We start from the raw sequence: 14,746 nt of genomic DNA, 5'->3' as shown, positions 1-14,746 counted from the left end.
ATGATTCTTAATTTGGAGTACTTTGCCTTCTTTATACTGCTACTAGCAGCGCTGCTATTAGCAATTAGGCAAATGAGCGTTGCTTTGGATGAGTTAGATATTGCGCGTTTTACTCTCTGGACGGGTATTGCTTCTGTTATTGCTGGTTTACCAATGATATTGTGGTAGCTTCTGGGTCAATGCCATCCTCTCTATTTTGCGCTTCCAAACGATACGACTCTAAGAATATCGTCTCGCTTATTACTCTGTTCGTTGTTGCTCTAACCATTGTAAAACCCGATTCCATGCCCACCAAAGATCGGGGTCTTGTACTTGACGCTGGCACTCTTTGCTGCTCAAATAGCCAACATGACCGCCGTATTGAGTGAGTAACAAATCTATTGCAGGATTGCGATCGCACCCTTCTTCTAATTCCGGTATTATAGCTGGGTCAAAAAGTGGGTCATCAGCAGCATATAAGATCAAAGTCGGTTTCGAGATTTGCGGCAATATTTGTAAAGCACTACTAGCTTGGTAATACGCTTCCACAGAAGAAAAACCTAGTCGGTTAATTACCAGTTCATTATCAAAACCCCAAATACTGTTTGCCCGTTCAATCGCTTCTGGGTCAATGCTTCCAGGATGGGCATCATGAATCCGCCACGCCAGTTTTTTTAAATTTTGGGCAATCCCTGCTTCCAAATATCTGCCAAAGGGCTTTGTAACCAGATAAGATAGCGATCGCTGTGAATCCAAACTCGGACAAATTACCATACCACCGCCAATATCGCTATCTTCTAGCCCTAAATCTCCATACTCGCTAATCACCTCACCAGCGACCTTCAGCGCCCATAGCGCCAATTGCCCGCCTAAAGAAAACCCTGTAAACCAAAATTTACCCGGACATCCCATTGCCTTAGCAGCGGCGGCGATGCGAACAAAATCTTCCCCCTCATACAAACCATCAGAAGTCAGAGTCGGCGATAATTCGGCAGTTTTGCCGTGGGCCCGCCAATCAAATAACACTATAGCGTAGCCTTGAGCGTAAGCTTTACGCCCTAGCACTCTCAAAAACCATTCTGTTTTTAACTCTCCAGTAATGCCATAAGTGCCGATAATCGTGCTATGAGCATTTTCCGGGATGGCAACCAAGCCAAAAATTGGCACACCTTGGCCACCAACAAAGATTTTCTCGTGATAAGACGGTTCTGGGTCTTTAGTAGTACTTTGCCAGTGACGTTTTCCCCACAAAGCGGTGTATACAGTCATAATCACACCGTTTTGTAAAAACCAAGACGGATTGTAGGGGGGAGCATAACACATCATAGACTATAAGATTTCGTGTAATTGAGTCTTGATTTCACAGTCATTTAATCTTAATATTTATGTAAGATTTAAAAACTTTTTCATCATTGATTCAAAAATCTTTGTATCTATCAAAGGTTGTTAATTATCCTTAATAAGTAGTAATAATTTTTTAAGAATGCCGAGGATTCTTGTCATAGACGATGACCCAGCGATTTCAGAACTAGTTGCCGTCAACTTGGAAATGGCTGGCTACGATGTTAGTCAAGCTGAAGATGGCATCAAAGGTCAAGCGCTGGCTCTCCAGCTACAACCAGACTTGATCATGCTCGATTTAATGTTGCCTAGAGTAGATGGGTTCACCGTTTGCCAACGCCTGCGCCGAGACGATCGCACCTCTGAGATTCCCGTGTTAATGTTGACGGCTTTGAGCCAAACTCAAGACAAGGTGGAAGGCTTCAATGCGGGCGCAGATGACTACCTCACCAAACCTTTTGAAGTTGAAGAACTGCTGGCGCGGGTACGGGCACTTTTGCGGCGGACTGACCGCATTCCCCAAGCCGCAAAGCATAGTGAGATTCTCAACTATGGCTCATTGACCCTCGTTCCCGAAAGATTTGAGGCAATATGGTTCAATGAGACGGTGAAATTGACTCACTTGGAATTTGAGTTACTTCACTGCTTATTGCAACGCCACGGTCAAACAGTTTCTCCCAGCGAAATCCTCAGAGAAGTTTGGGGCTACGATCCTGATGACGACATAGAAACGATTCGAGTCCATATTCGCCACTTGCGAACCAAACTTGAACCAGATCCTCGCCATCCCCGCTATATCAAAACAGTATATGGTGCTGGATACTGTCTTGAATTACCCGGTGTACCTCCATCAGTAGAAGGGGCTTCTGTAACAGTGGTGGAGTGAAATCACCCAAGCAGTACTGAGTGTCTAGGTTAGTAGGGTAGCACAGCTGTGCTACCCTACGAATTTTATGTACTTTTATACCAGCTTTTAAACTATCTTCAGATATTGCACTCCTTGCCACAATCGCCTCAGAATGAATTCTGAGGCTAATAGCTAAAGTCTTCTAAAGAAGACTGAGTAAAAGATAGCTATGCAACCTTTAGCGACTGGGGCGATCGCTTTTTTGCCTCAACTGTATTCTAAATATTCTGAATTCTGCTCTAAGTTCTACGTTTCTATTTCCGATTTATTCAAACCTGTTAACCTAGCTACCTGTTCCACTGTCATCCCAGACTCAAGTAAGTTGCGTGCAGTTTGTAATAACTGTGATTCTGCCTTGTCTGCCCTTTGGCGTTCCTTTTCTTCAGGAGTTGGCAGTAATTCTCCTAACGACATTGCCCAGCGTAACCAAGTAGCATTAATACCTTTATAATTTCCCTGCCAAAGCTGCAATGCTAACCCTAAAGATTGACTCACCAACTGATTTTGAGCATTTGCGGCGATGGGTTGATAAACTCCTTTGTCATTAGAAAAACCAGCCAAATCATCAGGATTAAAAGGGTCATACCAAAAATATTCCGGTACACGCATTTGATTTTGATAAATCAGCTTTTTGAAGTTTTTGTCTGCTTGGGCTGTGCTGTCAGAAAGCAACTCAATAACTACATCTGGTGCTTTCCCCTCTTCCCAAACTACCCAACTGCGTCGTTCTCCTTTAGGGACTCCCAACACAGCAAAAAAGTCTGGCCCTTTAAAGTCTTTGTTCCGCACCTGCGCCAGACTGTAGTAAACAAACATATTACCGCCAATAAACCCATCCTCTCGTTCTGACAACCAAGGTATCAGAGCATCTATGAGCAAGTCCATCTGGGCTTTATGCCGTGCGCTTTCCATTGGAATACCGTCATCGTAAGGTAATTCTGCTTGGGTGGGTGGGAGTTGAATATCTGGTGCAGCTAGGATAGTTTCTGACATAGCTTTTCACCTGTTGGCTGGGCGTTGCGGATATTTTTATATTAAGCGATCGCACCATTTTTCCGAGTGTATCGCTTTTCGCTAAAATATTGCGATCGCATAATCCCATCATCGCTTTTGCGAACACCACCGGATAGCTAAGGTTTAGCCCATTCTGTATTCTGACTCCTGTTTTATCAATGCGGATATGATATTAAGCGGGGTATTGCTGTAGTATACTGAACAACAGCGCTGATACTGTTTATACTACTAATTTAAGTAGCCTGTAGCAGACTGACTAATTTCAGTTGGCGGCCGTTTAATTTTTCCCTCGCAGTAACCCAGGTCGTACATACTAGCAGCTTGAGAATCTTCTTCTGGTGCTAATTTAGCTTTTCCAGCCCAAGCATCAGATTTTCCTAAGTTAAACCAATCTTCATTAGTCATCCCTGAACTAAATGTGTTCTCGGTTGTATTTGTCATTTTAAGTACCTGTACTGTACGTTAAGTGACTGATTCTGATATACCTTGCGTTACCTATGATTGGGCGTGCCAATCTTGAGCTTGTTGGCGGATAGACTGTAATTCTTCAGCAGACATTTTATCCAAATTCTTTAAAATAAAACTCATCCTTCCTTGAGACTTTAGTTGTTGGCGATGTCTGTCAAGAAAATCCCAATAGAAGAAGTTGAACGGACAAGCATTTTTACCTACACGTTCCTTATGGTTATAAACACAACTTTTGCAATAGTCACTCATTTTATTTATATAGTTAGCAGAAGCAGCATAGGGTTTAGATGCCAACACACCTCCATCAGCAAATAAACCCATACCAATGACATTTGTCTGCATTACCCAGTCATAAGCATCTATAAACACTGCATGGAACCAGTTTTCTACAGATTGTGGTGAAAGTCCGGCAATTAAAGCAAAATTACTCAACACCATTAGCCGTTGAATATGATGAGCATAGCCAGTGCGTTCCACTTGCGTGAGAGTCTGGTGTAGACAATTCATTTCGGTTCTACTTGTCCAGAAAAAATCCGGGAGCGGTTGTGTGTGGTTAAACCAATTTTTATCTGAGTAATCTGCATCTACATAGTGATAAATACCGTGCATATATTCTCGCCAGCCCAATATTTGACGAATGAAACCTTCTACACTATTTAAAGGCAATTGCTGTTGGAAGTATGCTTGTTGTACAGCTTGAATTACCTCCATTGGTTGGAGTAACCCAATATTTAAATAAGGAGAAAGTAGCGCGTGCCACATTGTTTCTTCTCCCGTTACCATTGCATCTTGATAGGGGCCAAAATTTGGTAGACGGTTTTGAATAAACCAATCTAATACTTGAAGTGCCTGTTGACGATTTATCCCCCAGCGAAAAGGCTTTATTTCCCCATAAGTTGGGCAAGTGAGAGAATTAACTTGAGCAATGACATCGAGAGTAATTTCGTCTGGTTCAAACCATTGTGCAGGTGGTGTGTTTAATTTACCTTTGGGTGGTTGACGATTTTCTTGATCTAAATTCCACTGTCCACCGACTGGTTTATCTTTCTCCATTAAAATTTGAAACCGTCGCCTTCCTTCCCGATAAAAGTCTTCCATTAACAGGCGCTTACGACCTGACGCCCAATTATTGAATTCTTCTGTACTCCACAAAAAATGATTGTTAGGAATCAAAGTGATTGTGCAAAAGAGTTCTAAACTTTGAATCATTTGGGTGAATGGTAGATCATTCGGTGTCATCACCCGCAACTGAGTAATTTGATTTTCCCTAATCCATTCTTGGAGTGGTGTTTTAAAATCTTCAGCTATTTTGTATGTGACTGAATATTTTAGTTGTCGCAACTCTTGGGCAAAATGCCTCATTGCCGACCAAAGTAAGACTAATTTTTGCCGATGGTAAGGTCTTACTTCAATATGATGCAGCGACTCGATCAAAATTACAGGCACGTTTTCCTGATGAAAACAACTTTCTAAAGCTGCTTGTTTTACCCAAAGTTGGTCGCCTAATATCCAAACCCCAATTGTCATTGTTAGTACCACTAATACCCATACCTTACAGATAAACATAGATAGTGTTTATCTGTAAGGCGTGGGGGAGTGGATTTGATTTGGTAGTTTATCGAACAGAATTCAGGAGTCAGAGGGTGTTTGAAAAGTCTAAATTTTTACTAGCCTTGGCGACTAGAAGTCACGGCTACACAGACAAAACCCACCTACGTGGGTTAAAGAGTTTGATTTTGTGTTAGTCCGCGCAGGCGGACTTTGCTTGTGTAGCTGCGATTTCCAATCGCCCAAAACTTTTCAAACATCCTCTCAAGAGTTTTCTTTTAGAATTTCTGGGGGCGATCGATTTTAGGCAATTCTAGTTACTTGTTGATTCACACGGGGACGACCAAAGCGCTCCCAAGCACTCCCTCCTCGCAGAAATAGCTCTAAAAAGCGCAATGGTTCTCCTGAATCGCCTCTTGACCAACCGGAACTACCAGGAGCAAAGGCTAAAGTTCCTTCAGATACCTTGAAGCTGCCATCAGAATATACTGCATCGCTGACCACATCTCCAATGCGGATCACGATCTTGCTTTGAGGCTCCAAGTTAAGTGTATGGGCCCCAATAGTTGTTTTGATGTTGCCGTAGCCATCAATCCAGGCAATTCGATCTGGTGGAACGTCTGGGATTTGCTCACTCTTCAAACTATCTCCCAAAAGGCTAAAATCTTCATTCATAATGGCAGCCGCAGCTGGAGGAAATACATCCCGTGAGCGAAACTGCGAACCACCACGAGAAACGTTGATCACTCGCAACTCCTTTGTATAGTCTTTGATAAAAGAGAGGGTGTAGCCCGCATTCACACCCACTACTTTTACACCATTGGATAGAAGGGCATAAGTTAATCCTTCACCTTCATTATCTCGACGGGCTTCAGGATCATCTTGACGAGGCGCACAGTTGTGATAAATTAGGCGATCGCTAGGCCCAGGGTTAAGTCCTAGTTGGGCAATCCAGAATCCCGTTGCTAAGGTACTGAATGCTGGAACCGAAAGCAAATGAATTTGGGCATGGGGAAAAGTCATCAGCAGACGTTGTGTGACTTCAGTAAATGCCGGATCTCCTGTACCGTAGTCTGCAATGACGCAGATAAACATTCTGTTACTCCTTCTGATGAGTAGTAATTTGCAATCAACTTAATTCATAATTAGGAATTATGAATTATTTCGTAATTATGTGATTACAGGTTGAAATGAAAAAACGATTGTTCATTTCACTCCTAATTAATAACGTTAAAGTCTTAGTCAACGCAATGAAAACAATTACTTCACTTTTTAGCGAAGAACGCAAGCAACTTCAGACAGATATTGATAATACAATCGGCATTGAGCAAATAGTTAAACTGGTTCAAAACCGACTCGATAATCTCGAAAGAATTTACATTGAAAAGCTTAATTTGGCTCAAGTTCGTCTAGCTTCCTTTTTCCTGGATACGCTGCGGCAGTCTATCGCCACTCTGGCTGCGGCTAACTACCTTCAAGTTGCTCCAACAGAACAAAGACAAATTACTAACCCAAGTACAAAGTTGTTTAGCAGCAGATTAATTCTGAAACTGCTAAAGGGACTAATTTATATAGGCATCTTAGGTTCGTTGTTTTCCTTAACTAAAACTACCCCAGGTGTGTGGATGGCTATCTTATTAACCTCTCTACTTATAGGATTAGAAATTGTACTTCAACTTGAATTAAAGAATCAGCAAAATAATTCTATATCTAAAGGACTATTGGAATTACCTCAACCGATTCTTAGGGTTGATAGCAAAGTATTTCTCGATCATCTTGGCGATGCTCTCAACACTATCGACCTAGCAGTAGCTAGAGTAGAAGAATCAAATAAACATGATGGCGACTTAGCAATAGAAGAATTGCCAGAGCTATTGAATTTTCTCCAAAGACTAGTGGGCGCATCCAAACTTGATAAACCCCAAATGGCTCATGAACTGGCGAAACTTCTGCCACAGATTTTAATGTCTCAGGGAATTAACGCTCAAATTTACCGAGCAAATAGCGATCGCGAGTATTTTGACTTTGAGCCAAGTATCGACCCCGATACCAAAGAACACGTGACTCTAACGCCGGCTTTGTTGAAAGGCGATCGCTTAATTAGACGCGGTAGGGTAATTGAGCCAGCATATTCCTCAGCTAGAGAATAATAGACAATAAGGGTATGGAAATTTTAGAAACAATCGGTTTTGATTTGGGACACGGTGAAACGGCTGTAGCGAAAGCGATCGTGGAAAGCATCGAACCTCCGCAAATGCTGGAGATTAATAACAAGAAGAACCAAATTACAGCGCTTGGCTGGCATCCTAAACTCGGTTATCTTGTCGGCGAACAAGCATTAATTCAAGCTGGCGTTACCCAATTGACGATTTCTTTCAAGCAAAAACCTAACAACGATCCCAAATATCGAGAAACAATCAGCACTTTTGTAGCAACCTACTACCGACTTTTGAAAGAAAGTAAACAGCTTGAAGGTGGTGAAGGTAGCTATTTTTACATTGGTTGCCCTTCAGGATGGACAGTTAGCGATCGCACCGAATACCAAAAGCTACTTCAAGAAGCTGGCATTCCCCAACTAAATGTTGTACCAGAATCGCGGGCTGCTTTCATGCAAGCCAAAGAAGCCGGGAAACTGGAGTATGACAAACTTGTTGGCTCTGTGTTAATTGTCGATATTGGTTCTTCAACCACAGATTTTACTCTGGTTAAAAGTTTAGAAGAGATACCGATAGATTTCGGGAGTAATACTTTAGGTGCATCCCTAATTGACAAAGCTATTTTTGCCCGGACTCTCGCCAACCACGAACAAAAAGTATTACTCGAAAAAGTATTTCAGGAATATCCACATCACCAAGCTCGTTGTGAACTTGCTTGCCGCAAAGCTAAAGAAGATTACTTTTCTAATGAACAGTTATACAGCGATCCTGAATCCTTTGCGCGTGGCTTCGAGTCGATCAACGAACAGATTTATTTTATTCCCCAAGTGAATAAATTGATCATAGAGGAAATTTTAAATCAACCCTTACCGGAACTGGAAAATCATAGTTGGATTAAATCATTTCGCAACTCTTTAACCGAGGCGAAAGAAAAGCTAGAAAAACTTGGAATCGTGCCGAAACTTTTGCTAATGACTGGCGGTGCATCTCGCATGAAGTTTACGCACGTTCTTTGTCAGGAAATGTTTCCCGAACCAGAAACGCTGCTTCGCCCTGATCCAGAACCAGAACGCTGTATTGCACTGGGTTTAGCACGAGTAGGACGATGGGATCTGCGTGCTGCTGCTTTTAAACAAGAAGTCAACAAACTATTTACCTCAAATAAGCTTAAAGGTTTGATTGAAAAGCATATCCCGGAGTTAATCGAATCACTAACTAAACCTTTGACAGATGGCTTGATTGTCAACGCAGTTAAACCAGGTTTAAAAGATTGGCAAAAAAACAAAATCCGGACTTTGGCAGATTTGGAAACATCTTTATTCGGTCGAGCAGAACAGTGGCTCAAAAGCGATATTGCTGTGCAGATAATTAATCATCAATGTGCTTATTGGTTTAGTAATAAAATCCAACCAGATTTAGCCGCACAAACCGATCCAATATGTCGAAAGTTTCAGATACCTAGAAGCAGCTTAAGATTTGAGGATAGTATTGATCCAAATTTTGTTAACCCAGAGCTACGAATTGGAGATGCCATCCTGGCTGAGACAGTAGCGTTTATTGTCAATGTAGTAATTGGTGGTGGCGCTGTGGCTAGCATCATTACTCTCATACTGACTGGACATTTAACCTGGCCTATTGCACTAGTATATGGAGCTTCGGTTATGGCGGCAGGAATGGAGCTAAATCGTAAGAGTGTTCAAGAAGTAATCAAGACAAATGTGGATGTTCCTAGTTGGATTCGTTCGAGTTTTTTGAATGACAAAAAAATTGAGGATATGTGTGAGCAAATCAAGCCGGAGTTAGAGAAAGTTTTTCAAGAACAATTGACAGCAAATCAAGAGGCTTTTGACAAACTGATTGTCAAAGTTGAACAAGGGCTGCAAAAAACCCTTGCCACTAAAGTTCAATCTTGTATAATTCTGATCCAATAACAGTGATATTACCAGTAAATATAGTTTTTATAAATTCTTATCGCCTCGCCTCAGTTGACCGATAACTTAAATATGTAAACTGCTCAAAAGAAATGATTAAAACAATAGTTGTCTTTCTCATTATTGGGCTGATCATCACTGGAATTTTAGTCAATCCTAGCCTAGTCAATAAACGAAGAAACCGTCTTAAAAATCGTCCTTTTCCTCCACTTTGGAATGCCATTATTGAGAATAATCTTCCCATCTTTCTCTGCCTTTCTCCCGATGAAATCAGGCGACTTCAGGGGCATATTCAAGTTTTCTTAGCAGAAAAGCAATTTATTGGCTGTAGAGGATTACAGGTAACGGAGGAAATGAAACTGACTCTTGCTGCGATCGCCTGTTTACTTCTATTAAATGAACGTGGGCAGTACTTTCCCAGACTTCGTTCAATTCTGGTATATCCCAATGCTTATTTTGTTCAGGAAAAAAATTCTGTCGGAAATTATGTTGTTGAAGAAAGGCGTGTAGCAAGACTGGGTGAATCGTGGACAAATGACCAATTAGTAGTATCTTGGGAACAGGTGAAACAAGACACGAATAACTGGAGAGATGGACGTAATGTTGTGCTTCATGAATTCGCCCATCAATTAGATCAAGAAAATGGTAAAGCTGAAGGAGTTCCTATACTGCAAAGTAACTCAGACTATACTATTTGGGCGAAGGTGATGACAGAAGCATATCAGCAACTTTGTAATGATGTTTTACAAGGTGCAAAGACGGTAATGGATAGCTATGGTGCAACAAATCCCGCAGAATTTTTCGCCGTAGCGACTGAGACATTCTTTGAAAAACCACACCAATTGTTATCCAAGCATCCGGCACTTTATGAGCAACTGCAACGTTACTATCAATTAGATCCTGTGCAATGGGCGTGAACTAAGCAATCACAAATCACGACATTATGTCCAGTTAATCAACCTTCCTTAAAAATGTTTTACGAATTACGAATTACGAATTACGAATTATTTTAATTAGGAGGTTTTCATCGCCAGAATCTTCAAAGCTATTGCTTCAGGGACAGGCATTACAGATAACCGATTTCCTTGTCTCAGCAACATTAACTCTTCGGCGCTAAATTTCTCTTTGAGTATTGATAGCGAGATGGGGTTAGAAAAAGTCTCGATAAACTCCACTACAACTGTTTGCCATCGAGGGGATTCAAAACTTGATTTCGGGTCGTAGTATTTACTTTCTGGATCAAACTGGGTTGGGTCAGAAATATCTTTTTTCACCACACGCATTAACCCAGCAATACCAGGAGGATTAGTGCTGGAGTGATAGAAAAAAGCTAAGTCTCCTTCATCCATTTGGCGCAAAAAGTTTCGAGCTTGGTAATTGCGAACACCGTCCCAGATAGTCTCATTTTGCTGTTGAAGGTCAACAATACTATAGGCTTCTGGTTCTGATTTCATTAGCCAATAATTCATCTACAGAAATTATCTATATACAAATAACAAGGGTCTTTAACGAATGACACTAAGAAAAGCCCAAAAGCTTGTGTCGTCTCGTTCCCAGCTTCCAGGCTGGGAATGTATTTAAAAGAGGCTCTGCCTCAATTCAACGAACTTTGGGGGTTTGAGTCCCCTGCCTCTATAAGCAGCACGTTTTGTGTTGGGGTTAAATCCCCGTTACAAAACATAATTGCGTTAGCGGAGCGGGGCGTTAGCCCATTGCGAATTGTTTTAAGCTACTGGAGGCGGAGCCTCCCAGAATGGATTCCCAGCCTGGAGGCTGGGAAGCAGTCAGAACAAGGGCTGTATCTTTATCTTAGGGAAGTGGAGGTTAAGAAATAGTAATCAAGAAACAGGGGAAGCAGTCAGAACAAGGGCTGTATCTTTTCTTAGTGCCATTCGGTCTTTAACAAGGGGATTTTTCCCTTGTCTTTGAGATAATAGCTGGATTTACGCCGTGCTGTACTAATAAATTTAACTGCGGTAAGCTATAACTGCATAAAACGGATCTCCTCCAGGTGCGCCCAACCACTGCAAGAAATTCGGTAATGTTGATTTTTGAGCTATAACTTCTGCGGTTGTAAATCCTGGAATTGAGGCGAAGTAAGCTTTGACTAATTCCACTCGCTGTGATTCTGAAGCTTCTCGCCAAGCTTGAATTGCTTTTTCAAAAAACATTCGGTTAGAAAAGCTGATAATTGCGACACCACCAGGTTTCAGGATGCGGTAAATTTCGGAAAATATTGCTTCTGGATATTGCACATACTGCACTGATACGCAATTTAGAACAGCATCAAAATTTTCATCTGGTAAGGGTAACTGCGGATTTTCGTTAAGATTTTGGACAAAGTAATGATTTAAGCGGGAATTTCGCCCTAGTTCCTCGGCATTGAGTCCGTGTCCCTCCACATGGTCAAACTCCATCTCTTCTGGTAGATGAGACACCCAGCTGCTCATCATATCAAAAATACGGGTGTTGGGTTTTAGGCGATCGCGATATAAATCTGTTAACTGTTGAATAAATCCTTCATCCACATGGGTTACGAAGCGGGGATAGGCATAGAATAGCTTATCGTCTTTATCGTCTAATTTCAGGCGTTGATTCGGTTTTAACTGCATAAATCTCTGCTTTGGAGAACTTTTTCCGACAATTGCGGCAATTTCAGGTATTTTTCAACAATCCCTATGTAAGATATTTTAATAACAGCAGGACACTTAAACGAATCTAAGTAGCAGCATTCAATTTTTATCAATTAAATGTTATATAAACTACCCTTGTTGCAGTATATTTGGCGTCAAATCCGCCTAGTTGGATCATCACCCCATTTTAGTTTGTTAGTTTGGATACTCCCTTTATTATTATTTACTTCTGGGCACAATAGTCTGATGGCACACGATGAAGCCCTTTATGCTTCGCGGGCCCGTCTGATGTTTGATTCTGGTAATTGGATAGCTCCTTGGGAAAAGGCACATCACAAAACCCCTGGCCCTTATTGGTTAATTGCTAGTTTCTACCAGATATTTGGTGTTAGTGATACTACTGCGCGTCTTCCTAGTATGATTGCTGGCATTTTGAGCTTATGGCTTGTGTATGAAATCGGCAAAATTATGCTAGGCAAAAAATTAGCTTGGCTTGCTGCTGCAATTTTAAGTGTAGAATTTCTCTGGCTGCAATACTCTCGCTTAAGTACACCTGATGTACCGATGGTTTTTTTGGTACTTTTAGCTATTTGGTCTTTTATTAAAACGGAATTACATCCTAAATATCGCTATTTTTGGAGCTTTATAGCTGGTTTAAGTTTAGGTTTAGGCTTCTTAGTCAGAAGCTTTATGATTTTTTTGCCAATCACAGGTTTATTACCTTATTTAATTTGGGAACATCGCCGTCATCGTCATCTTACTAACCCAATTTTATATTTAGGATTTTTCGTAGGTTTAATACCTACTTGTGTTTGGCTGTGGTTAAGTTGGCAGCACTATGGAAATCAGAGTTTTGAAGAGTTGCTCAACTTTCTTTTGTTTCTAAGTTCTAATGACCCTTATGATAATGGCCCGCTATTCTATATATGGAATATTCCTTTAAAATCATTTCCTTGGGCTTTCTTCGGACTTTTAGGTTTGTTTTTGACTGTCCGTCGTCCAATTAGTCGCTACAATTTAATATTAGTTGGGTTTCCAATTGTCTTATTTTTGGAACTGAGTTTTTTTACTACTCGTTTCCCTCATTATAGTCTTCTCCTTTATCCATTCGTAGCTTTGCTTGCATCTGTAGGTTTAAACTGGCTAGGTAATATTTATCAAACAAGAAATTCCTCAGAATTACCTCTTACAAAAGGTAAAAAAAATGTATCCAACTTTTTCGCCAAGCAGAATCTTCCCCGGAATCTTAGTTATGGCTTTGGTGGGTTAGGTGTTTTACTGATTATGGCGAGTATTGTGATTATTAGTTGGGGTGGTTCTGATATCCGTAAGTATGCAACTATTGGCTTTGCTATGGGATTGGGTTGGCTAATTTTACCTGGGGTGTGGATTAGTCGTTACCACTTTGGCAAGAAGTTTCTTACAGCCCGTTACTGGATTGCAGGTTGGCTAATTCCCTGTTGGCTAGCTTTGGCGGCGATAGGTAGCATAGGCCTGTTAAGCGACTATAATCCTGTTTTTAGAACTTTTTTACAACAACCTGCGATCGCCTCAATTCTCCAATCTCATCCGATCTACTTTGTGCAAATGGACGATAAAATCCAAGTAATGCTTGATTTCTATCTTCCTATTCAAGCTCAACCAGTTGTCTCTATTTCCCAAGTACCCGCTTTGAGCTATGCTTGGGTTTATACTAACCAGACCCCTAAATTATCTCGGCCTCACCGTATTATCGATACAGTCAAAGAGTATCAGTTTATTCAAGTTCTTCCCTAAGATAGATGCAAAGCTAAGACTTACGCACTGTACAACTTAATCATGGTATGCATATACGAAAATGGGTCGTTTCAGCCTTTTATTAATTGTTCTTCGATGGTCATCTGTAGGGGTAAAGCACATTGCTCATTGGTGTCAACTTAACGCGAAACCGCACGTCCGCCAGGGATTGTAAATCCCTGTCTCATAGCTAAAGTCCTCTGAAGAGGACTAGATATCCCCAAAAATATTCAGTCTACTTCAGTAGATTTTAGCTATGAGCCAGAGAATTGATTCTCTGGCGGGTTAGGAAGCCCGCAGCGAAGCTATTTTTGGCTTAAGTTGACACCAATGAGCAATGTGCTTTACCCCTACGACAGACGTGCTTTTTCAAAGAATCCATATTTGGTATTTTCTATCAATGCGTAAGTCCTAAAAGCAACAGTTGCTAAAAAACACTAAATCTAGTTACAATAGTACGTATACTAAGTATTTTGCTAAATGGTTTCTACATCTAATCACTCCCCAGCTTTAGAGTCGTGGCAGCAAAATCTGGCACCATACAATTTAGGTTACAGAATCAAATTAGTCTCACAATTGCTCAGTCGCAAATTTACTGAGAGGCTAGAACCATTTGGATTGACGCCATTTCACTGGCTGGTTTTGTGCTGTTTATGGCAAGAAGATGGTTTACCGACTTCTAGTATTGGGGATAAACTCAAACAAGTGGGAGGAACTTTGACAGGTGTACTAGATCGCATGGAAGAACGCGGCTTGGTGCGTCGAGAACGCGATACCCACGATCGCCGGATCTGGCGGATTTGGCTAACGGATGCAGGTAAGGAACTAGAAGCTGTCTTACCGCCAATCGCCGCAGCCGTGCGTGATGAAGCGATGGAAGGTATTTCTTTTGCTGACCGAGAACTGTTTTCCCAAATCTTGAATCGAGCGATCGCTAACCTCTCCTAAAAGCTCATCCTAATAATCACCCAACCGGGGGAAGTGATGTCAGAA

Annotated in this window: 14 protein-coding genes; 7 read left to right on the top strand and 7 right to left on the bottom strand. The window is 41.3% G+C overall.

What is annotated here, in order from left to right:
- A complete protein-coding gene (locus ACWATR_RS24560) occupies window positions 1-168 on the top strand; it encodes a hypothetical protein (RefSeq protein ID WP_190893192.1) in 168 nt (55 codons plus the stop codon).
- Window positions 169-240: 72 nt separating this feature from the next.
- Here ACWATR_RS24560 and ACWATR_RS24555 read toward each other — a convergent pair whose 3' ends face one another.
- Window positions 241-1,305, bottom strand: coding sequence for a YheT family hydrolase (locus tag ACWATR_RS24555; RefSeq protein ID WP_460338201.1), 1,065 nt, complete (start codon window positions 1,303-1,305; stop codon window positions 241-243).
- A 157-nt stretch (window positions 1,306-1,462) separates the two neighbouring features.
- Between ACWATR_RS24555 and ACWATR_RS24550 the strand changes: the two genes are divergently transcribed.
- Window positions 1,463-2,206 (top strand): response regulator transcription factor, encoded by a 744-nt coding sequence (locus ACWATR_RS24550; RefSeq protein ID WP_460338199.1) that lies wholly within the window; start codon window positions 1,463-1,465, stop codon window positions 2,204-2,206.
- A gap of 267 nt (window positions 2,207-2,473) precedes the next feature.
- On the opposite strand, the gene ACWATR_RS24545 is transcribed toward ACWATR_RS24550, so the two are convergent.
- The 4 genes from ACWATR_RS24545 to ACWATR_RS24530 all read right to left on the bottom strand — a co-directional run bounded on the left by ACWATR_RS24545 (window position 2,474) and on the right by ACWATR_RS24530 (window position 6,352).
- Window positions 2,474-3,220 (bottom strand): Uma2 family endonuclease, encoded by a 747-nt coding sequence (locus ACWATR_RS24545; RefSeq protein ID WP_460338197.1) that lies wholly within the window; start codon window positions 3,218-3,220, stop codon window positions 2,474-2,476.
- 249 nt (window positions 3,221-3,469) lie between these two features.
- Window positions 3,470-3,682, bottom strand: coding sequence for a hypothetical protein (locus ACWATR_RS24540; RefSeq protein WP_460338195.1), 213 nt, complete (start codon window positions 3,680-3,682; stop codon window positions 3,470-3,472).
- 54 nt (window positions 3,683-3,736) lie between these two features.
- On the bottom strand, window positions 3,737-5,236 hold the full coding sequence (locus ACWATR_RS24535; RefSeq protein ID WP_460338193.1) for a cryptochrome/photolyase family protein: 1,500 nt from the start codon (window positions 5,234-5,236) through the stop codon (window positions 3,737-3,739).
- 324 nt (window positions 5,237-5,560) lie between these two features.
- Window positions 5,561-6,352: an SAM hydrolase/SAM-dependent halogenase family protein gene (locus ACWATR_RS24530; RefSeq protein ID WP_460338191.1), complete on the bottom strand. Its 792-nt coding sequence runs from the start codon at window positions 6,350-6,352 to the stop codon at window positions 5,561-5,563.
- A 155-nt stretch (window positions 6,353-6,507) separates the two neighbouring features.
- Here ACWATR_RS24530 and ACWATR_RS24525 point away from each other — a divergent pair, with 155 nt between their 5' ends.
- The 3 genes from ACWATR_RS24525 (at window position 6,508) to ACWATR_RS24515 (ending at window position 10,261) form a co-directional block, all read left to right on the top strand.
- The gene (locus tag ACWATR_RS24525) at window positions 6,508-7,407 is read left to right on the top strand and encodes a hypothetical protein (RefSeq protein WP_460338189.1); all 900 of its coding nucleotides are present in this window, start codon (window positions 6,508-6,510) and stop codon (window positions 7,405-7,407) included.
- Window positions 7,408-7,421: 14 nt separating this feature from the next.
- Entirely contained in the window at window positions 7,422-9,344 is a 1,923-nt protein-coding gene (locus ACWATR_RS24520) for an Hsp70 family protein (RefSeq protein WP_460338187.1), read from the top strand.
- 92 nt (window positions 9,345-9,436) lie between these two features.
- Window positions 9,437-10,261, top strand: coding sequence for a M90 family metallopeptidase (locus ACWATR_RS24515; protein WP_460338185.1), 825 nt, complete (start codon window positions 9,437-9,439; stop codon window positions 10,259-10,261).
- A gap of 96 nt (window positions 10,262-10,357) precedes the next feature.
- Here ACWATR_RS24515 and ACWATR_RS24510 read toward each other — a convergent pair whose 3' ends face one another.
- Both ACWATR_RS24510 and ACWATR_RS24505 read right to left on the bottom strand, forming a co-directional pair.
- Window positions 10,358-10,813, bottom strand: a complete 456-nt coding sequence (locus ACWATR_RS24510) for an EVE domain-containing protein (protein WP_460338183.1) — start codon at window positions 10,811-10,813, stop codon at window positions 10,358-10,360.
- Window positions 10,814-11,311: 498 nt separating this feature from the next.
- Window positions 11,312-11,956 carry a class I SAM-dependent methyltransferase gene (locus ACWATR_RS24505; protein ID WP_460338181.1) on the bottom strand — a complete coding sequence of 215 codons (645 nt, stop codon included), beginning with the start codon at window positions 11,954-11,956 and terminating at the stop codon, window positions 11,312-11,314.
- A gap of 138 nt (window positions 11,957-12,094) precedes the next feature.
- Between ACWATR_RS24505 and ACWATR_RS24500 the strand changes: the two genes are divergently transcribed.
- Window positions 12,095-13,753: an ArnT family glycosyltransferase gene (locus ACWATR_RS24500; RefSeq protein WP_460338179.1), complete on the top strand. Its 1,659-nt coding sequence runs from the start codon at window positions 12,095-12,097 to the stop codon at window positions 13,751-13,753.
- A 480-nt stretch (window positions 13,754-14,233) separates the two neighbouring features.
- Window positions 14,234-14,701 (top strand): MarR family winged helix-turn-helix transcriptional regulator, encoded by a 468-nt coding sequence (locus tag ACWATR_RS24495; RefSeq protein WP_420760226.1) that lies wholly within the window; start codon window positions 14,234-14,236, stop codon window positions 14,699-14,701.
- Window positions 14,702-14,746: the final 45 nt, after the last annotated feature.

The sequence above is a fragment of the Nostoc sp. UIC 10890 genome, assembly GCF_054786515.1.
Note: the sequence above shows the minus strand (reverse complement) of the source record. Positions and strands in the feature narration are given on the sequence as shown.